Origin of the sequence: Myxococcus sp. MISCRS1 (assembly GCF_026626605.1) — a bacterium.
Lineage (GTDB): Bacteria > Myxococcota > Myxococcia > Myxococcales > Myxococcaceae > Myxococcus > Myxococcus fulvus.
Genome location: NZ_JAPNKB010000001.1, coordinates 5460741 through 5480770 on the forward strand (window position 1 = coordinate 5460741; position 20030 = coordinate 5480770).

General features: G+C 71.0%; 17 protein-coding genes and 1 riboswitch. Of the genes, 13 read left to right on the forward strand and 4 right to left on the reverse strand.

Going from position 1 to position 20030, the window contains the following annotated elements; all coding sequences use genetic code 11:
* Positions 1-101: 101 nt before the first annotated feature.
* The gene (locus OWM54_RS21675; protein WP_267698697.1) at positions 102-1904 is read right to left on the reverse strand and encodes an MDR family MFS transporter; all 1803 of its coding nucleotides are present in this window, start codon (positions 1902-1904) and stop codon (positions 102-104) included.
* Positions 1905-2085: 181 nt separating this feature from the next.
* Positions 2086-2300: riboswitch (cobalamin riboswitch) on the forward strand.
* A 264-nt stretch (positions 2301-2564) separates the two neighbouring features.
* Here OWM54_RS21675 and OWM54_RS21680 point away from each other — a divergent pair.
* The 11 genes from OWM54_RS21680 (at position 2565) to OWM54_RS21730 (ending at position 15910) form a co-directional block, all read left to right on the forward strand.
* Positions 2565-3929 (forward strand): aspartate aminotransferase family protein, encoded by a 1365-nt coding sequence (locus tag OWM54_RS21680; protein ID WP_267698698.1) that lies wholly within the window; start codon positions 2565-2567, stop codon positions 3927-3929.
* Complete coding sequence (locus OWM54_RS21685) at positions 3926-5485, forward strand: aldehyde dehydrogenase family protein (protein WP_267698699.1); 1560 nt, start codon at positions 3926-3928, stop codon at positions 5483-5485. Before OWM54_RS21680 ends, OWM54_RS21685 begins: the two co-directional genes overlap by 4 nt.
* 21 nt (positions 5486-5506) lie before the next feature.
* Positions 5507-6886 carry an acetyl ornithine aminotransferase family protein gene (locus OWM54_RS21690; protein ID WP_267698700.1) on the forward strand — a complete coding sequence of 460 codons (1380 nt, stop codon included), beginning with the start codon at positions 5507-5509 and terminating at the stop codon, positions 6884-6886.
* 11 nt (positions 6887-6897) lie between these two features.
* Positions 6898-7806, forward strand: a complete 909-nt coding sequence (locus OWM54_RS21695) for a CoA transferase subunit A (RefSeq protein WP_223749407.1) — start codon at positions 6898-6900, stop codon at positions 7804-7806.
* Positions 7796-8566, forward strand: a complete 771-nt coding sequence (locus OWM54_RS21700) for a CoA-transferase subunit beta (protein ID WP_223749406.1) — start codon at positions 7796-7798, stop codon at positions 8564-8566. Before OWM54_RS21695 ends, OWM54_RS21700 begins: the two co-directional genes overlap by 11 nt.
* 24 nt (positions 8567-8590) lie before the next feature.
* Entirely contained in the window at positions 8591-9787 is a 1197-nt protein-coding gene (locus tag OWM54_RS21705) for a thiolase family protein (RefSeq protein ID WP_223749405.1), read from the forward strand.
* A complete protein-coding gene (locus tag OWM54_RS21710) occupies positions 9787-10119 on the forward strand; it encodes a hypothetical protein (protein ID WP_223749404.1) in 333 nt (110 codons plus the stop codon). The genes OWM54_RS21705 and OWM54_RS21710 overlap by 1 nt, the downstream gene beginning before the upstream one ends.
* A gap of 123 nt (positions 10120-10242) precedes the next feature.
* Positions 10243-12189 (forward strand): lysyl oxidase family protein, encoded by a 1947-nt coding sequence (locus OWM54_RS21715; RefSeq protein ID WP_223749403.1) that lies wholly within the window; start codon positions 10243-10245, stop codon positions 12187-12189.
* A 12-nt stretch (positions 12190-12201) separates the two neighbouring features.
* A complete protein-coding gene (locus OWM54_RS21720) occupies positions 12202-13350 on the forward strand; it encodes a cysteine desulfurase family protein (protein WP_267698701.1) in 1149 nt (382 codons plus the stop codon).
* 97 nt (positions 13351-13447) lie between these two features.
* A complete protein-coding gene (locus OWM54_RS21725; protein WP_223749401.1) occupies positions 13448-14674 on the forward strand; it encodes an ABC transporter permease in 1227 nt (408 codons plus the stop codon).
* A gap of 12 nt (positions 14675-14686) precedes the next feature.
* Positions 14687-15910: an ABC transporter permease gene (locus tag OWM54_RS21730; protein ID WP_223749400.1), complete on the forward strand. Its 1224-nt coding sequence runs from the start codon at positions 14687-14689 to the stop codon at positions 15908-15910.
* A 102-nt stretch (positions 15911-16012) separates the two neighbouring features.
* On the opposite strand, the gene OWM54_RS21735 is transcribed toward OWM54_RS21730, so the two are convergent.
* Positions 16013-16183: a hypothetical protein gene (locus tag OWM54_RS21735; RefSeq protein ID WP_194869373.1), complete on the reverse strand. Its 171-nt coding sequence runs from the start codon at positions 16181-16183 to the stop codon at positions 16013-16015.
* A gap of 176 nt (positions 16184-16359) precedes the next feature.
* On the reverse strand, positions 16360-17088 hold the full coding sequence (locus tag OWM54_RS21740; protein WP_267698702.1) for a hypothetical protein: 729 nt from the start codon (positions 17086-17088) through the stop codon (positions 16360-16362).
* Between the two features lie 151 nt (positions 17089-17239).
* Here OWM54_RS21740 and OWM54_RS21745 point away from each other — a divergent pair, with 151 nt between their 5' ends.
* The gene (locus tag OWM54_RS21745; RefSeq protein ID WP_223749398.1) at positions 17240-18487 is read left to right on the forward strand and encodes a phospholipase D-like domain-containing protein; all 1248 of its coding nucleotides are present in this window, start codon (positions 17240-17242) and stop codon (positions 18485-18487) included.
* A gap of 8 nt (positions 18488-18495) precedes the next feature.
* Here OWM54_RS21745 and OWM54_RS21750 read toward each other — a convergent pair whose 3' ends face one another.
* Positions 18496-19122, reverse strand: a complete 627-nt coding sequence (locus OWM54_RS21750) for a DUF3575 domain-containing protein (RefSeq protein WP_267698703.1) — start codon at positions 19120-19122, stop codon at positions 18496-18498.
* 247 nt (positions 19123-19369) lie between these two features.
* Here OWM54_RS21750 and OWM54_RS21755 point away from each other — a divergent pair, with 247 nt between their 5' ends.
* Positions 19370-19894, forward strand: coding sequence for a GNAT family N-acetyltransferase (locus OWM54_RS21755; RefSeq protein ID WP_267698704.1), 525 nt, complete (start codon positions 19370-19372; stop codon positions 19892-19894).
* The last annotated feature ends 136 nt before the right edge of the window (positions 19895-20030 follow it).

The following is a 20030-nucleotide window of genomic DNA, read 5'->3' on the forward strand; positions in this document are numbered from 1 at the left end:
TGGTGGTGATGCCCGGCACACCGCCCCGGTGCCCTCGCGCACTGGCGTGTGTACCGGCGCAAGGCCCGGTCCGCCTCCGTGCGCGTTGCGCGCCGCCGAGCTCATTCCGTGGGTGCCGGTGCCCGCGCGCGCCCGCGTTGCAGGGGTTGTTCGGGCAGCCGCAGTGTCACCAGGAACGCGAGCAGCGCGACGAAGATGGCGCAGCGGTACACCGCCTCCACCGCCCGCGTGAAGGACTCCTTCAGCGCCAGCGCCGTCCGGTCGACCGCCTCCAGCGCCCGCTGTTCCTTCGCGTCCACAGCGGAGAGCGCTGACGCCGCGGCAGGCTGCTCGCGCGCATCGGAGGGCGCCGTTTCCTTCGCACGTTGCTCCCGTACCTCCGGGCGCTGAAGGGCCTGCCGCTCGGCCTCCAGCTCCGCGCGCACGCGCTCCTTCACCTTCTCCGCCTGGAAGGCCGACTGCGCGGGGCCCGCCTCGCTCCCGTCGACACCGGGCACCGCGGACGCCAGCTCGGCGCGCAGCTTCGGCTGCAGTCCCTCCGTGGCGCTCGCCACGCGGGTGCCCAGCTGATGCGACAGCGTCGTCGCGAACACCGCGCCGAGCAGCGCCACGCCCAGCGTCATCCCGAGCTGACGGAAGAACGTGGCCATCGCCGTGGCCACGCCGATGCGCTGGGGTGACACCGCGTTCTGGATGGCCAGCGTGTAGAGCGGAATCGACGGTCCCAGGCCCACGCCCACCAGGACCATCTTCACCGTGACCTCCGTCTGCGTCGACGTGGGCGTCAGCGTGAACCCCATCACCGTGAAGCCCACCATCAACACCACCAGCGAGCCCAGCATCAGCCCCTTGTACCGGCCGATGCGCGACACCAGCTGACCGCTGAGGATGTTGCCCGCCACCACGCCCAACGTCAGCGGCGTCAACGTCAGCCCCGCGTGCGTGGCCGACAGCCCCACCACGTTCACCATGAACAGCGGCAGGAACACCACGCCCGACAGGAACACCGCGCCGATGACGAACACCGCCGCGTTCCCCAGCGCGAACGTCCGGTCCTGGAACAGCTTCAGGTCCAGCAGCGGCTCCTGCGCGCGCCTCTCCTCGCGCAGGAACAACACCGTCCCCACCGCCGCGAGCGCGAACAACCCCAGCACCTGCCACGAGCTCCACGCCCAGCCGCCACCGTGCGCCACCTGCTCCGCGCCACGTCCCAGGCTGAGCGCGAGCAGGAGCGGCACCACCGCCAGCGCCAGCAGCACCGCGCCCGTCACATCCAGCCTCCCGCGCGAGGCCCCCGGCGGCTTGAGCGCCGGCATGCGCGAGAGCACGAGCGCGAGCGCCACCGCGCCCACCGGCAGGTTGATGAAGAACACCCAGTGCCACCCCAGCCGGTCCGTGATGAAGCCTCCCGCCAGCGGCCCCACCACGCTCGACAGGCCGAACATCGCGCCGAACAGGCCCTGGTACTTGCCTCGCTCGCGCGGCGGATAGAGGTCCGCCACCACCGACAGCGACGCGGTGAAGAGCGCCGCGCTGCCCACCCCCTGCACCGCGCGGTACAGGATGAGCGTCAGCGTCGAGCGCGACACGCCGCACAGGAAGCTGCCCAGCAGGAACACGACGATTCCCGCCGCCAGCACAATGCGCCGGCCCAGCAGGTCCGACAGCTTCCCCCACACGGGCACCATCATCGTCGACGCGACCAGGTACGACGTCGTCAGCCACGGATAGAGCGCGGGGGAGATGCCCAGGTCCGCCTGGATGGAGGGACCCGCCGTGGCGACAATCGTCTGGTCCAGCGCCGCGAGCAGCAGCCCGAGCAGCGCGCCCGACATCGTGAACACCCTCTGTGCACGGGTGAACGTGAAGGGCGCGGCGGCGGTGTTCGCGGCGGACGGAGCCATGGTCTGGAGGCGTCCTCCGACGCGGAGCGCCACCGATGAAGGTGACGCCTGCGCGCGGGATGCGCCAGCGCTCATGCACGGCAGGTTGCTCGTCGAACATCCCCGCGCACCGGCAGACGTCACGTCCCCGCGCGTCGAGCGCGCACCGGCGCTTCGCTTGACAGTCCGAAGAGGCGAACAGTACATACCGCCCCATGTTGGTGCTCGGACCTCGGTCCGAGCTTAAAAGGGAACCCGGTTCGAATCCGGGGCTGCCCCGCAGCGGTAAGTGAGAACGAGCCTCGTCATCCGCACTGGTTCCCCTGGGGAGCTGGGAAGCGACGAGTCGTAGGAAGCCGGCCCCCAAGGCCGAAGCGCTCACGAGCCCGAAGACCTGCCCGCATCCGACCGTGGGAGAAATCCACGGACGGTTTCGACCTGGAGCCGCGTGGGACGGCCGGAAGGTTCGAGCGGCGCTCGTGCCTCGACGGGCCCTCACGCACGCTCGACTTCTCCGACCTCCATCCCCCGTGTCTCCAGTCGCCCGTGGGGGCGAAGGTCGGTCCGTGGGCTCCAGTCGGGGCCTGGTGTGCGCTCACGCGCGCATCGTGACTGCCCTTCTTCCACGCGGGAGCCCTGTCGGGCGACCTCCGGTCGTCCGCGCTGCGTGGAGGACGGACGATGCGGGACGAAGCCAGGCACACGGTGCGCTACCCCCAGGGGAACGTGCTGCTGCGCAATCTCGCGCGCGACTTCCCCGTGGTGACGCACGGCCAGGGCGTCCACCTCTTCGACGCGAGCGGCAAGCGCTACCTCGACGCCTCCGCCGGTGCGCTCGTGGCCAGCGTGGGTCACGGCAACCGCGAGGTGGCGGACCGCATCCATGAGCAGCTGCTGCGCGTCGCCTACGTCAACGGCACCCACTTCACCACCGACGTCACCGAGGCGCTCGCCACGCGCCTGTGCGCCCTCGCGCCCCAGGGGCTCACGCGCGCCGCGTTCCTCGGCTCGGGCTCCGAGGCGGTGGAGGCCGCGGTGAAGTTCGTCCGCCAGCTCTGGGTCGAGCGCGGCCAGCCCCAGCGCGGCAAGGTCATCGCGCGCGTGCCCGGCTACCACGGCAACACGCTGTACGCGCTCTCGCTGTCGGGGCGGCCCCACTACAAGACCTTCTTCGGCCCCCTGCTGGCGGAGGTCGTCACCACGCCCGCGCCGTACCCGTACCGCTCCGGGCTGGAGAACTACGCGCGCGACGGCGCCGAGCACTACGCGCGGCTGCTCGAGGAGACGATTCGCCGCGAGGGCCCGGACACCATCGCCGCCTTCATCGCGGAGCCCGTCATCGGCTCGTCCGCGGGCGCGTCGCCTCCACCGCCCGGGTACTTCGAGCGCGTGAGCGCCGTGTGCCGCGAGCACGGCATCCTCACCATCGCCGACGAGGTCATGTGCGGCTGCGGGCGCACCGGCCGCTTCTTCGCCAGCGACCTGTTCCACTTCACCCCGGACGTGCTGGTGCTCGGCAAGGGCATCAGCGGGGGCTACGCGCCCTTGAGCGCGCTGCTCATCCGCGAGGAGCACCTGGAGGAGCTGCGCCGGGGCTCGGGCGGCTTCATGCACGCGCAGACGTACCTCCAGGCGCCCGCGATGACGGCGGCGGGGCTGGCGGTGCTCGACTACTACGAGCGGCACGACCTGGTGGCCCACGCCGGGCGCGTGGGCGCGCACCTCCAGCGCCGCCTGCGTGAGGCGCTGGGCGCGCTGCCGCATGTCGGCTCCGTGCAGGGCGTGGGGCTGATGGCCGGCATCGAGCTGGTCGAGGACACCGCGAGCAAGCGCCCCTTCCCACGCGCGCGCAAGGTCATCGAGCGACTGCTGTCGGCGCTGTTCGAGCGGGGGCTGGTCCTCTGGTCCAACACGGGCCACGCGGACGGGACGAACGGGGACCTGCTCATGGTCGGCCCCCCGTTGGTCATCACCGAGGCGGAGGTCGACGAACTGGTCGACACGCTCGCCCGCGGCATCCACCACTTCTTCCAGGAGGCGTCATGAGTTTCCGCATCACCTACTCGGTGCTGGAGGCGGACCTGTCCGCGCTGCACGCGCAGTTCGACGAGGCGCTCGCCGCCGTGCGCTCGACGCTGGGCGGAGAGCTGCCGTCGTGGCTCGGCGGCGAGGCGTTCCGGAGTGGAGACCTGCTTCAGAGCCGCAACCCCGCGCGGCCGGACGAGCTGCTCGTGTCCGTCCACCGCACGCCCGTGGCCGAGGTGGACCGCGTGGTGCGCGTGGCGCGCGAGGCCCAGCGCGGCTGGGGCGCGACGCCGTGGCAGGAGCGCGTGCGCATCCTCCGCCGCGCCGCGGACCTCATCTCCGAGCGGCGCATGGAGCTGTCCGCGCGCATGACGCTGGAGGTGGGCAAGAGCCGGCTCGAGTCGCTCGGTGACGTGGAGGAGTCCGCGGACCTGCTGCGCTACTACGCGGGTCAGCTCGAGCAGGCGGAGGGCTACTCGCGGCCCATGGCGCGGCTGTCCCCCAACGAGGACACGCGCAGCGTGCTGCGGCCCTATGGCGTCTTCGTCATCATCTCGCCGTTCAACTTCCCGCTCGCGCTCGCGGCGGGGATGAGCGGCGGCGCGCTGCTCGGCGGCAACAGCGTCATCCTCAAGCCCAGCGAGGAGACGCCCTGGTGCGCGGAGGGCCTGTACCAGGCGCTCGTCGACGCGGGCCTGCCTCCGGGCGTCTTCCAGGTCGCGCACGGCGAGGGCGAGGCGGTGGGCGCGGCGCTGGTGCGCCACCCCGGCATCGACGGCGTGTCCTTCACCGGCAGCAAGGCGGTGGGCATGGAGCTGCACCGGCGGATGTCCACGGGCCGCGTGCGGCCGTGCCTCCTGGAGCTGGGCGGGAAGAACCCCGCCATCGTCTGTCGCGACGCGGACCTGGAGGCCGCCATCGAGGGTTGCTTCCGCTCCGCCTTCGGCATGTCCGGTCAGAAGTGCAGCGCCCTGTCGCGCATCTACGTGCACGAGTCGCTGTACAACGCGTTCACCGACGGCCTCGCCGCGAAGGCGCGTGACGCGCGGGTGGGTGACCCGTCGCTCGCGTCCGTCTTCACCGGCCCCGTCATCAACGCGGCGGCGGTGAAGCGCTTCGAGCGCGCGGTGGATGAGGCCCGCCAGGACGGCGCGGTGATTGCGGGAGGTGGACGTCCCCGTCTGGAGGCCGCGCTCGAGGAGGGCCACTTCGTGGAGCCCACGGTGGTGGCGCTCTCGCACGGACATCGCCTCATGCGCGACGAGCTGTTCCTGCCCTTCGTCGGCGTGACGCGCTTCTCGACGTTGGACGAGGCGCTCCTGCGGGCCAATGACTGCGACTACGGCCTCACCGCCGGCATCTTCAGCCGCGATGCCGAGGAGGTGGAGCGCTTCATGGCCCAGGCCGAGGCGGGCGTCCTCTACGCCAACCGCCGCACGGGCGCGACGACGGGCGCGTGGCCCGGCGTGCAGTCCTTCTGCGGTTGGAAGGGCAGCGGCGGGTCCGGCAAGGGCGGCTGCGGCCCCTACTACGTCGCTCAATTCATGCGCGAGCAGGCGCAGACACGGATGGGCTGACGCCCTCGACAGGAGACCCCCATGACCATGCTCCATCCCGAAGTGAAGACCGCCCTGCCGGGGCCGAAGGCGCGCGCCATCATCGAGCTGGACCAGCGCTTCAGCTCGCCCTCGTACATCAAGGAGTACCCGCTCGTCGTCGAGCGCGGCGAGGGCCCCTGGGTCCACGACGTCGACGGCAACCGCTTCCTCGACTTCATGGCGGGCATCGCCGTGGCCTCCACGGGCCACGCGCATCCTCACGTGGTGAAGGCCGTCCAGGAGGCCGCGGGCCGCTTCCTGCACATCTGCGGCACGGACTTCTACTACGACGCCTTCTCGAAGCTCTGCGCCAGGCTCGCCGGCTACCTGCCCGAGATGGGACCCAAGAAGGTCTTCCTCACCAACTCCGGCACGGAGGCGGTCGAGGGCGCCATCAAGCTCGCGCGGCACCACACGCGCCGCCAGTACATCGTCGCCTTCAAGGGCGGCTTCCATGGGCGGACCTACGGCGCCATCTCGCTCAACTCGTCGAAGGTGGCCCAGCGCGCCTTCTTCGGGCCGCTCCTGCCCGGCGTCATCCACGTCCCGTACGCGAATCCGTACCGCTGTCCCAACGGCTGCGCGCCGCAGGCGTGCGGCGACGCGTGCAACCCGGCCCTGGCGCTGGAGCGCGAGTGGTTCGTCAACCACGTGGACCCGCGCGAGGTGGCCGCCATCTTCGTGGAGCCCATCCTGGGCGAGGGCGGCTACGTGGTGCCCCCGACGAGCTTCCTGAAGGAGCTGCGGCGCATCTGCGACACGCACGGCATCCTGCTCGTGTTCGACGAGGTGCAGTCGGGCATCGGCCGCACCGGGCACATGTTCGCGGCGGAGCACTTCGGCGTGATGCCGGACATCCTGCTGTCCGCCAAGGGCATCGCCTCCGGCATGCCGCTGGGCGCCATCATCGCCAAGGAGTCGGTGATGACGTGGCCGCGCGGCTCGCACGGCAGCACCTATGGCGGCAACCCCGTGTGCTGCGCGGCGGCGCTCGCCACGCTGGACGTGGTGGAGGGGCTGCTCGACTCCGTGCGCGCCACCGGTGCGCTGCTCCAGCGTGGGCTGCGGGAGCTGCAGTCACGCCACCCCGTCATCGGCGACGTGCGCGGCGTGGGCCTCATGGTGGGCGCGGAGTTCGTGGACCCCGCGACGCGCGAGCCCGCGAGCGCCTACGTGGGCGAGCTGGAGCAGCTCGCGTTCCGCAAGGGCCTGCTGCTCTTGTCGTGTGGCAAGTCCACCATCCGCTTCGCGCCGCCGCTCGTCGTCGGTGAGCACGAGGTGGCCGTCATGCTGCGCATCCTCGACGCGTGCCTGGGCGAGCTGTCGCTCGACCTGTCCAGGGCCGCGCCCGCCCGGGCCGCGGCGGGGGTGAAGCTGTGAAGCCAGGGGCCGTGGACAAGCGCTGCTCCATGCGCGAGGCCATCTCGGCCAGCGTCAAGGACGGCAGCTCCATCGTCATCGACGGCTTCACGCACCTCATCTGCTTCGCCGCGGGCCACGAAATCATCCGCCAGGGCGTGAAGGACCTCACCGCCATCCGGCTCACCCCGGACCTGGTCTACGACCAGCTCATCGAGGCGGGCGCGGTGAAGAAGCTCGTCTTCAGCTGGGCGGGCAACCCCGGCGTGGGCAGCCTGCACGCGCTCCGCCGCCGCGGCGAGGCGTCCTCCTCCGAGCGGCTGGAGCTGGAGGAGTACTCGCACTTCGGGCTGCTCTCGCGCTTCCTCGCCGCGAGCGCGGGGCTGCCGTTCTGGCCGCTGAGCAACTACCAGGGCGCGGACATCGCGCGGGTGAACCCGGCCATCAAGACGGTGCGATGTCCGTACACGGAGCGGGAGCTGGCCACCGTGCCCGCGCTCCACCCGGACGTGGCCATCATCCACTGCCAGCGCGCGGACATGGAGGGCAACGCGCAGGTGTGGGGCCTGCTCGGCTCGCAGAAGGAGGTGGCCTTCGCCGCGCGCAAGGTCATCGTCGTGGCCGAACAGATCGTCCCCACCGAGGTCATCCGCAAGGACCCCAACCGCACGCTGGTGCCCGGCATCATCGTGAGCCACGTGGTGCACGAGCCCTGGGGCTGTCACCCCAGCTTCGTGCAGGGCTTCCATGACCGGGACAACGACTTCTACGTGAAGTGGGAGGACATCTCCCGCAAGCCGGAGACGTACCGCGCCTGGCTGGAGGAGTTCGTTTACGGCGTGAAGGACCGTCAGGGCTACCTGGCGAAGCTGGAGACGGGGTTGCTCGACAAGCTGCGCGCGAAGGCTCGCGTCTGCGAGGGGGTGGACTATGGGTACTGAGAACAACGTCTCCACCGCGTCCGAGCGGATGGCGTGGCGCGCGGCCCAGGAACTCCACGACGGTGACGTGGTCTTCGTGGGCATCGGCCTGCCCAACCTCGCGTGCAACCTGGCGCGGGCCACGCATGCGCCGGGCCTGTTCATGATCTACGAGTCCGGCGCCGTGGGCGCGATTCCCGAGCGGCTGCCCGTGTCCATCGGCGACCCGTCGCTCGTCACGGACTCGCTGGCCGTGGTGGGGCAGGCGGACATCTTCCAGTGCCTGCTCCAGCGCGGGCTCATCGAGGTGGGCTTCCTGGGCGGCGCGCAGGTGGACCGGTGGGGGAACATCAACACCACCGTCATCGGCGACTACGCGAACCCCAAGGTGCGCCTGCCCGGCAGCGGCGGCGCGTGTGAAATCGCGGTGCACGCGCGGCGGCTGCTCATCGTCATGCGCATGGGCCCGCGGACCTTCGTGGAGAAGTGCGACTTCATCACGAGCCCGGGCCACCGGATGAACGGCAGGACGCGCGCGGAGCTGGGCCTGCCCGGCGGTGGCCCCACGCGCATCATCACGGACCTGGGCGTGCTCGACTTCGACGCCACCGGCGAGGCCGTGCTGTCCGAGGTCTATCCCGGCGTGACACCCGAGCAGGTGCGCGCCGCCTGTGGCTGGCCGCTGCGCGTCGCCGACTCCGTGCGCACCACGGGCGAGCCCGACCTGTCCGTGCTGTCGCTCCTGCGCGAGCGACTGGACCCGCAGCGCCTCTATCTCTGAACGCATCCCCAGGAGCCCCTTCTTATGGCAGAGGCCTTCATCGTCGACGCGGTCCGTACCCCCATCGGTCGATTCCGAGGCGCGCTCAAGGGCGTGCGGCCGGATGACCTCGCCGCGCATGTGCTGCGCGCGGTGCTCGAGCGCAACGCATTGGATGGCGCGCGCGTCGACGAGGTGTTCCTCGGCTGCGCGAACCAGGCGGGTGAGGACAACCGCAACGTGGCGCGCATGTCGCTGCTGCTCGCGGGCCTGCCGCACTCGGTGCCCGGCGTCACCGTCAACCGCCTGTGCGCCAGCGGACTGGAGGCCATCATCCAGGGCTGCCGCATGATTCGGCTGGGTGAGGCGGACATCGTGCTCGCCGGCGGCGTGGAGTCGATGACGCGCGCGCCGTGGTCCATGCCCAAGCCCGAGGACGGCTTCCCCTCCGGCAGGTGGGAGGCGTGGGACACCGCCCTGGGCTGGCGCTATCCGAACCCGAGGCTCGCCGCCCTGTTCCCGCTGGAGCAGATGGGCGAGACGGCGGAGAACGTGGCCGAGCAGTGGGGCATCGCCCGCGAGGCGCAGGACGGCTTCGCGCTCGCCTCGCACCGCAAGGCCGTGGCCGCGCAGGCGGAGGGCCGCTTCGCTCGCGAGCTCATCGCCGTGGACGTACCCCAGGCGAAGGGGGCTCCCGTGCGTGTCCAGGTGGACGAGGGGCCTCGCGCGGACACGTCGTTGGAGCGGCTGTCCGGCTTGAAGGCCGCGTTCCGCGCGGGAGGCAGCGTGACGGCGGGCAACTCCTCCACGCTGAACGATGGCGCGTCGGCGGTGCTGCTCATGAGCGAGGCGGCGCTGAAATCCTCGGGCGCCACGCCGCTGGCGCGCTTCGTGAGCAGCGCGAGCGTGGGCGTGGACCCGCGCACCATGGGCATGGGGCCGGTGGGCGCGTCGCGCGCGGCGCTGGAGCGCGCGGGGTGGAGCGTGGACTCCGTGGACCTGGTGGAGCTCAACGAGGCCTTCGCCGCGCAGGCCCTGGCGTGCATGCGCGAGCTGAGGCTCCCGTCGGAGAAGGTCAACGTCAACGGCGGCGCCATCGCGCTGGGGCATCCGCTGGGCTCCAGCGGGGCGCGCATCGTCACCACGCTGGTGCACGAGCTGGGGCGTCAGGGCGCGCGAAGGGGCCTCGCCTCGCTGTGTGTCGGCGTGGGGCAGGGGCTGGCGCTGACGGTGGAGCGCTGATGCGAATCGAAGACCTGCGTCACGAAGCCCGGGAGGAGCACTTGTCCGCCACGCTGCACATCTACCCCGCGACGGAGGCGATGCCCTGGCACTACCACTTCGATTGCCCACACGGGCACGAGGAGTCCGGCACGCTCGAGTCGCTCGACGCGCTGGCGGACGTGCTGCGCCGCTGGGGCCGCCACCTGGTGGACCTGCCGTGGACGGTGCTGCCCACCTTCGGTGGCGCGGCGCCAGCCCGCACCGAAGGGGTGTGGAGCTGGGATGACTCGCGCGTGCTCGTGGGCTCGGATGTCCACGCGCTGACGCTGTGCCCTCGCGAGCAGACGTAGGGCGCCAGATGCCCTTCATCCGGCAAGCATCGCAAACGGGGCCGCGACGGCGGACATAGCCTCTTGCGCCTCACGACTCCCGGCGGGGGGCGCCTTGCGCCGGAGCGTTCGAGAGGAGCGACCATGTTGCGTCTGTCCTTCGTCGTATCGGCCTCCATGCTGTTGGCTGTCCTGGGGGGGTGTGACGACCCGGACCCCAGGCCCGAGCCCGAGCCGGGCCCCGAGCTGTCCGAGACGCCGCTGTGGCAGGTGAAGGGCACCATGACCGAGGCGGGGGAGTGCTTCGGCGGCTCGGTGGCGCTCGCGGACTTCGATGGCGATGGCCAGAAGGACCTGGTGGTCGGCTCATTGCCCTGTCAGGTGCTGCTCGCCCCCACGCGCCATCCCGGGGGCGTGTACCTCTTCAAGGGGCAGCCTCCCTACTTCTCCACCGAGGCCGCGTCCGCGCGGATGAGCTGGACGAACACGCATCCCCAGACCTCCGGGACGCAGCTGCGCGTGAGGACGGGCGAGGTGAACGGGGATGGGTTCGCGGACCTGCTCGTCCAGGGGCGCTATGGCAGCCAGGTCTTCCTGGGGCAGGCGGACCTGAAGGCGATGCTGGCCGCGCCCGCCTTCCGCGCGCCGGGCAATGGCCTCTTCCTCAGCAGCCTCTTCGCGGACCTGGATGGGGACGGACGCGACGACCTCATCGTGAGCCGCGCCAACGAACAGAGCTTCTACCGGGCGACCCCGGGCTCGGAGCAGGGCCCCTTCACCCTGGTGCACTCCCGCCCGGGCTACTACGCCATCGAGGTGGTGGAGGACTTGAACGGGGACGGCGCCGACGACGTGCTCATGACCACGGAGACGGGAGGCCGCGCGTACTTCCTGGGGTGCAAGCCGGGCAGCACCTTCGCGTGTCAGGGCCTGCTGTCCGCCGAGCCCGTGCGCCAGGAGCCCTTCGAGGGCCTGGGCTATCGGCTCCCGGACATGAACGGGGACGGGCACCGGGAGGCCGTCGCCTCCGCGGACAACGGGCCGTACTCCGTGCACCTGTCCGAGCCCGATGGGACGTACGCGTCGACCGCCATCTGGTCCACGCAGGGGGACCCGGCCTTCCCGCTGCTGGGCAGCTTCCAGGCCGTGGGCGACCTGGACGGCGACGGTCACCGCCAGGACTTCGTGATGGGCTCCCTGGGGCGGCTCTACTTCTTCTCGCCCAAGGAGGACCTCTCGCAGTCGCTCCACCCCGTCTGGGCATGGCCTCGCGCGGACACCATCCCCAACGGCTATGAGAACTATCGGCGCTACAGCGTCGCGGTGCCCGGGGACCTCGACGGCGATGGCCGTGATGACCTGGTGGTCGCCTCCGTGCCGACCGGGGACCTGCTGGAGCATCCCCTCGGGGACGTGTCCGTCTTCTCCGGAGGGCGCGTGCCGAAGTCGCCGGCGGAGCCTCCGCACCTGATGGCCGCCAGGTCCTGCGGCCTGAACCTGGACCCGGTGAACGGCAAGCCCGACCTCACGGTGGACCAGGACGTGCTCGAGCGCACCGCGCACGTGACGTGGAAGACCTTCGCCGCCGACTCCTGCGAGGTGCGGGAGCAGTGCGTGATTGCGCCGGGCCGCCGCAAGCTGCTTCGCTTCAGCACCTCCATCATGAACCTGGGCAACAAGGCCGCCATCTTCCCGCCCATCGAGGAGAACCCGGACCTGTATGTCTTCGACGAGTGCCATGGCCATCACCACCTGGCGAACTTCGCCGCGTACGAGCTGCGCGACGCCCAGGGCCACCAGGTGATGTCCGGCCGCAAGCAGGGCTACGCGCTGGTGGACGTGCAGAGCTACTGCTCGGACGCCGAGCCCTGGAACTACTACGAGCCGATGGGCATCTCCGCGGGCTGGTCGGACATCTACACGCTCGACGTGCCGTGCCAGTGGGTGGACGTCACGGACGTGCCGGACGGCACCTACACGTTCCAGGTCAGCGTGGACACGCGCGACATCGTCGAGGAGGCGACGGTGCACCCCAACACCGTGTCCTTCCCGGTGCGCCTGCAGGGAGACACGGTGACGGTGCTGCCGTAATGCTGCGGGGCCATGAGCCCCGAGCGCCCGCTGTACCTGGACCACAACGCCACCACCCCCGTGGACCCGGAGGTGGTGGACGCCATGCTGCCGTACCTGCGCGAGCACTTCGGCAACCCCTCCAGCGGACATGCGTACGGCCGTCGTGCCCACGCGGCGCTGGAGGAGGCCCGCCGCAAGGTCGCCGCGCTCATCGGCGCGAGGCCCGACGAGGTGCTCTTCACCTCCGGCGGCACGGAGGCCAACAACCTGGCCATCCGAGGCACCGCCGAGGCCCGCGCGGACCGGCGCCACCTGCTCACCTCCGTCATCGAGCACCCCGCCACGAAGCTGCCCTGCGACGCGCTCGAGTGGCGCGGCTGGCGCGTGACGTGGCTGCCCGTGGACGCACAAGGGCGCGTGCGCGTGGAGGACGCCCGCGAGGCGCTGGACGCGGCGGGCGGCGAAACCGCCCTCGTATCACTGATGCACTCCAATAACGAAACGGGCGTGCTGCAGCCGGTGGCGGACCTCGCGGCCCTCGCGCGTCGTCATGGTGCCAGCGTGCACACGGACGCGGCGCAGTCGGTGGGCAAGGTGCCGGTGGACGTGACGGCGCTCGGCGTGGACCTGCTCACGCTGGTGGGCCACAAGCTGCGCGCCCCCAAGGGCGTGGGTGCGCTGTACGTGCGACAGGGCACGCCGCTCCGGGCCGTCACGCTCGGCGGCGGGCAGGAGCGGGGGCTGAGGCCCGGCACGGAGAACGTCCCGTACGCCGTGGGTCTGGGCGTCGCGTGTGAGCTGGCGGGCCGGCGGCTCGCCCAGGGCACCCAGGCGCTGCTCGCGCTGCGCGAGCGGCTGTGGACCGGACTGCGAGACGCGGTGCCGGGGCTGGCCCTGAGCGGGCAGGACGCCGAGCGGCTGCCCAACACGCTCAACGTCCGCTTTCCCGGGGTTCGGGGTGGGGCGGTGCTGGCGGCGACGCCGGAGGTGGCCGCGTCCACCGGCTCGGCGTGCCACGACGGGGGCGAGACGGCGTCGCCCGTGCTCCGGGCCATGGGAATCCCGGAAGCGGACGCCCTGGGGGCGGTGCGCTTGTCCCTCGGACCGGACACCACCCAGGAAGAAGTCACGCGGGCGGTGGTTGTGCTCGCGCGCGGGTGGAAGCAGGTGGCGGGCTGAAAACTTCCGTGCAATCACCCGACCTCGTCCGGCGTAGGGCGTTCTACCGGGGCAGGCCAACGGTGCGGCGCCACCCACCGGCGCGAGAGGGTTTCACGTGAGCTTCAGGGTCGACGTGTGGGAGGGAGGGCGCATCGCGCTGTTCTCCCTGCGGGCCAACCGGCTGCGCACGGTGCTGACGACGGTGGGCATTGGCGTGGGCGTGTGCACGCTGCTGGCCATCGTCGGCATCATCCAGGGCATCAACCAGTCCTTCGCGGACCAGCTCGCGCAAATCGGCGCGAACACGCTCCAGGTGTCCAAGTTCCCCTGGACCATGCGTGGAGACTGGTGGGAGTACCGCAACCGGAAGAACCTGTCGGCGGACCTGGTGGAGCCCATCCTCCAGGCCTCCGAGCACGTGGTGGCCGCCGCTCCGCTCTACTACGACCGGGTGGAGGCGCGCTTCCTGGAGCGGCGCATGGCGTCGGTGACGGCGCTGGGGACCACGGCGGACTACGCCATCATCTCCTCGTTCACGGTGGACAAGGGCCGCTTCCTGACGGAGGCGGACGTGGACAACCGGGCGCAGGTGGCGGTCATCGGCGCGGAGCTGGCGCGCACGCTGTTCCCGGGCCTGGACCCGGTGGGCCACCGCATCATCCTGGGCTCCAAGCCCTACCGCGTGGTGGGCTCGCTGGAGGCCAAGGGCACCATCCTGGGGGAGAACCAGGACACGGTGGTGGTGGTGCCCTTCCGCACCTTCCAGGCGGACTTCGGCAAGCGCAACTCGCCCAACATCGCGGTGTCGGTGGACTCGCCGGACAACGTGCTCAAGGTGCAGGACCAGCTCACCGTGGCGCTGCGCCGCGAGCGCAGGACGCCGCCGGAGGCGAAGGACGACTTCGCCATCAACCGGCCGGAGCAGCTGGCCAACATGTACGCGCAGCTCACCGGCGCGCTCTACGGCGCGGCCACGGGCGTGGGGCTGATTACCCTGCTGGTGGGAGGCATCGGCATCATGAACATCATGCTGGTGTCGGTGCGCGAGCGGACGCGGGAGATCGGCGTGCGCCGCGCGCTGGGGGCCAAGAAGCGCACCATCATCATCCAGTTCCTGATGGAGGCGGCCAGCGTGTCCGCGGTGGGCGGGACGCTGGGGACGGTGGTGGGGTTGGGGCTGGCGAAGACGGTGTCGTTCATCACGCCGCTGGCCGCGACGGTGGAGCCGTTGACGGTGGCGGGCGGCGTGGGGTTCGCGGCGATGGTGGGCCTGCTGTTCGGCATCTGGCCCGCGGCGCGCGCGGCGAACCTGGACCCGGTGGAAGCGCTCCGCCACGACTGAGGACGACTGCCCATGATGGCCTTGCTGGACACCTTGCGGCTGGCGTTCGGGACGTTCGTCTCCAACCCGCTGCGCTCCTTCCTGACGCTGCTGGGCATCGTCATCGGCGCCACCACGGTGGTGTCGATGATGGGCCTCATCGAGGGCCTGCGAATCCAGGTGAACGAGAACCTGTCGGAGCTGGGCGCCAACTGCTTCCAGGTGCAGCGGCTGCCCTTCGGCGCGGGCAACCTGTCGCTGGCGGAGCTGTCGCGCCGGCCGCGCTTCACGCATGAGGACCTGGAGGCCATCCGCGAGCTGCCTTCGGTGCTGACGGCCGCGGGGGAGGACTCGTCCGGTGGCCTGAAGGCGTCCACGCAGCTGCGCGAGTCGCGGGCGAACGTGAGCGTGTGGTCGGGGACGCCGGAGTACTTCCAGACGAACTCCGTGGTGGTGGCGCACGGGCGCGCCTTCACGCAGACGGAGTACCTGGATGGCCGGCGGGTGGCGGTCATCGGCCCGGACCTGGCGGAGACGCTGTGGCCCTCGCTGGACCCGCTGGGCCAGTCGTTCCGCCTGAAGGGGCGCAACTTCATCGTGGTGGGCGTGCTCAAGCGCAAGGGCGGCTTCCTGGGCGGCAGCGGCCAGGACAACCAGGTGATGACCCCGCTGACGGCCTTCCGTCCGCTGTTCGGCGTGCGCGACTTCCGGGTGAGCATCCAGGCGACGTCCGCGGAGGTCGTCAAGCGCGCGCAGGACGAGGTGACGGTGCTGATGCGCCGGCGTCACAACCTCAAGCCGCTGGAGCCGGATGACTTCTTCGTGTTCTCCAACGAGAGCTCCACGGAGATGTTCAACAACATCTCGCAGGTGATTTCGGTGGCCAGCTTCGGCGTGTGCCTCTTGTCGCTGCTGGTGGGCGGCATCGGCATCCTGAACATCATGCTGGTGGCCGTGACGGAGCGGACGCGGGAGATTGGCATCCGCAAGGCGCTGGGCGCGAAGAAGCGGCGCATCCTGGCGCAGTTCGCCACGGAGGCGGTGGTGCTGTCCCTGGCGGGCGGCCTGCTCGGCGTGGCGCTGGGGGTGGGGCTGGCGCACCTGGCGCGCTGGGTGCTGGGCCTGCCCACCGAGGTGCCGGGCTGGGCCATTGGCCTGTCGCTGGCGATGAGCAGCGGCGTGGGCCTGGGCTTCGGAATCTATCCGGCCGCTCGCGCCGCGAAGCTGGACCCGGTGGAGGCGATGCGCACCGAATAAATGCGCCACCTGGCGCCGAGCCGTGTCTGGTGAAAAGGGGCCCGCCCGCGAGCGTTTCCGCGGACCGGGCCCCTTCCTATTCCACGCGCGAGGGCGTGGGGACTACGGGCAGGGCGCCGTGCAGATGAGCTGGCCGGTGATGGGGTGCTTGTAACAGAACGGCGCGCACTCGGACTTCGGGGCGGGCTCGGTGGTGAAACCCGTGGTGACACCGAAGACAGCGGCGGCGGCGGTGAAGACGACGGCAACGCGGAGGTGCTTGAGAGCCTTCATTGGGGTGTGTCTCCAGACAGCGTGTCCGTACGGCCCGGCAAGAATGGCGCTGGGCGTAATTAATGACAACTAAGAAATTGAGAATATCTCTGCGCGTGTGGCTTTGCTGGTGAGACACGCACAACGCGCGCCGGTGAGACATCCTGGATTGGAGAGGGATTGCGGCGCGCTTGTAACTATCGCGTGGGTTGGTGCGAGCGGGGACCGCCGCCGGCCCACTGGTAGCCGAGCGTCGCGCCGGAGCCGACGAAGGCCAGGGCGATGAGCTGGCGCACGGCCTGGAGGCGGGTGCTGGGCTCGGAGAGCTTCGTCAGCAGGCCGTCGACGGCGGCGGCCAGGAGGGTGCCCGCGGCGGCGCCGGCGAGGGCTCCGACGTAGGCGTCGGCGCTGTCCTCGCTGCGGCCGAACGCGAGCTCGCCCAGGCTCCAGGTTCCGAGCGCGGCGAGGGGCGGGGTGAGCAGGAGGCCTCCGCCGACGGCCGCGACCTCCAGGTCCATGAAGCGTCCGCTGCCCGGCGTGGCGGGGCGGAAGAAGAGCAGGCGCGAGGGCAGGTAGCCCCCGAGCATCCCCGTGGCCGTCTGCGCGCTCGTGGCGCCCAGGCGTGTGTCCCCGCCGACGCGGGTTGCGCCCCAGATGCCGGTGAGCGGGAGCAGCGCGAGGCCGCCGTGCGCGACCCAGGCGCCCGTGGAGAGGGGCGCGTCCTCGGGACGGGTGGGCTGGTACGTGCTGCTCGCGCCGAGCGGAGGCGGGGTGGTGGGCTCCAGCCGAGAGGCTCTCAGCGGGACATCGGCGCGGGACTCACGGGGCGCGACGAGGCCCGCGCCCACGAGGAGCCAGGTGCTCAAGAGGACGAGATGTCGTGACATGCGCGCTCGGGCCGTGAGGAAGAACGGGAGGGTGCTCACGTGGATGCACCCGCTCCACCTCGTTCCGGGGCCGAGTGACGTGCGTCACACACTGTCCTCGCGCCCGGGTGTTGTCCGGTGGACGCCGTGCGCGTGCGCTCGGTGTCACCAGACAGGTGCCGCGACAGGGGAGCGCCATTAGCTTCCCAAGGTGAAGCTGGCCTGCTCCGTGCTCGTCGCGTTGCTCGTCGCCGGGTGCCCTGCTCCGAATCATCGGCACGACCTCCGGCTGCGCGCGCTGCCCACCGCGGCGGATGAGACGCGCTCGCTGGCCTTCTTCCAGTCGCTCGGCGTCGCGCTCACGCCCGGCCACCACGTGGAGTTGGTGGAGAACGGCCGCGTCTTCGATGTGCTCGACGAGGAGATTCGCGCCGCGCGCTCCAGCATCCACATCGCCAGCTACATCTGGCGCCCGGGTGAGCCCTCGGAGCGACTGGTGCGCGCGCTGCGCGAGCGACAGCCCGGGGTCGCGTGCCGCGTGCTCGTGGACCCGCTGGGCAGCGTCAACTTCGACTCCGTGGGCATCGCGCTCGCGAACGCGGGCTGCGAGGTGCGCATCTTCCGTCCCATCCAGGGCGCCATGCCCTCGCTCGACGCCGCGCGCATCAAGACACGCCTGCACCGCAAGCTCGTGGTGCGCGACGGCGAGGTCGGCGTCACCGGAGGCTTCGGCATCTGGCGCAGCTGGCTCGGCGACGCGGAGGGGCCGGAGTACTGGCGCGACATGAGCGTGCGCGCCGAGGGCCCCGCCGTGCGCGAGATGCAGGTGGCCTTCGCGCAGAACTGGCAGGAGGCGGGCGGAGACTTCCTTCCACCCGAGGCCTTCCCGGAGCTCGCCTCCCGAGGTGAGGCCCGCGCGGGCTTCGTCGCGAGCACGCAGAACCGCTTCCTCTCCGACGCGCGCCGCATGACGCTGCTCACCATCGCCGCCGCGAGGCGACGCCTCTGGATTTCAAACTCGTACTTCATCCCCTCCGACGCCATCGGCGACATGCTGCTGGAGAAGGTGAAGCAGGGCGTGGACGTGCGGGTGCTCGTGCCCGGGCGACATCACGACATCGCGCCGGTGCACGCCGCGCAGCGCGCGTCCTACGCGAGGCTGCTCGAGGGCGGGGTGCGCATCTGGGAGTACGAGCTGTCGATGATGCACTCCAAGACGATGCTCGTGGACGAGGACCTGTCCGTGGTGGGCTCGACGAACCTGGACCCGCTGGCGTTGAGCACCTCGGACGAGTGTTCGCTGGTGGTGGAGGACCCGGCGCTGGCCGCGTCGCTCGCCGCGGCGTTCGAGAAGGACATGCTCCACTCGCGCGAAATCCACTGGGACGGCTGGCGCCGCCGGGGACTGCTGCAGCGGCTGGGCGAGAAGCTGCCGTGGCTCATCGGCGACTATCTCTGAGGCACACCTCAGAACCGGAACGACGTGCCCAACTGGAGGAGTGGCTCCTCGGCCTCCCACGATTCGGTCCGCGGCGCGGCGGCGGGGCTGCACATCCCGAAGGGGCAGAGCAGGATCGGAGGTGGATAGGTCGTCCTGCGTGTCCGCGTGGACTGGACGCCCACGCCGAGCGACAGGTGCCACCGGGTGCTCAGTGGATGGGAGTAACCCACGAGCCCTCCGAAGGAGCTGCGCCTGCCGAACGTGTCGTCGCCCACGGTGAACAGGGTGTAGCTCGCCTGCGCCGCGACGAAGACACCTTCCTGGAACGTCTCGCCGAAGAAGACGCGGCTGCCCACCTGCGCGCCCACGAGGTTGATGTCCGGGCCGAAGTGGGTGCCGCCGAAGAACGACAGGTGCCGGAAGGGCTGATGCTCCATGCTCACCATGAGGAGGGGGAGCTCGGCCCGTGTCCGGTCGAAGCTCCAGGAGTGGCCTCGCGCCCCGACGTTCACCGCCCAGTTCCGGGACTCGAGGTTGGAGGGCGCGTGCCCGGAGGGGCGCGGTGGGGGGCTGGTGTCCCCCTGGGCTCGGGCGAGGAGGGGCAGGGCGACGAGTCCGCTCAGGAGGCCGTGACGCAACGAGCTCAAGTTCATGGTGGCGTGGCCCCAGGGCAAAGGGTGTGCCGGGCGCAACCCGGCGGGATGACAACCCCCGGGACGCGCGAAGTGAGCAAGTCGGTGCACAAACGCGAAGCGCGCTTCGCGAGGCACCGCGTCTTCCAGGTGGCGCTGCTCACGTCAGACCGACGGTGTCGGCTCCGGGGCGTCCGCCTCGTGCGCGCGGTGCGTCGTCGGACGCGCGCCAGACAGTGACGCGCCACGCGTGGTAATGGCTGCGGGCATGAGCACCCAGGACGTGGTGGGGCGGGCCGTCATCCGAGAGATACGGCCCGAGGACGATGTGGCGGTGGGAGAGCTGCTGGTCGAGGCCTTCACCACCCAGTACGCGAAGAAGCTGCCGGAGGTGGTCTACACGGAGGAGCGCAAGCGCGAGCTGCGCGACGTGGCGGCGCGGCGGAAGGTTGCCTCGCTCCTGGTGGCGGAGCTCGATGGCGAGGTCGTCGGCACCGTGGCCCTCTTTCCTCCCGGCGCGCCGGGCTCGGAGGCGTGGCTGCCTCGCGCGGCGGACCTGCGGGGGCTGGCCACCGCGGTGAAGGTGCATGGTAGCGGGCTCGCCCGGCCGCTGCTCGATGCCGCCGAGGCCCTGGCCCGGCGCTGGGGCGTGGACGCGGTGTGCCTGCACGTGCGCCGGGGTGCCGTCGGCGTCGCGCGCATGTACATGTCCCGCGGCTACGTGCGCGAGCCCGAGGGCGACATGGACCTGCCCACGGTGTTCCTCGAGGCGTACGTGCTGCGCCTGAAGTAGCCGTGCTCCGGTGGCCGCCGCCCTGATGACAACGGTCATCAGACCCTCGACGGCGGTCACCAGGAGCGCGCCCTCCTCGGCCCGTGGAGTCGCGGACTTCCGCCGTGATTCCAGGGGGTTGGTGAGCTGTGGACCC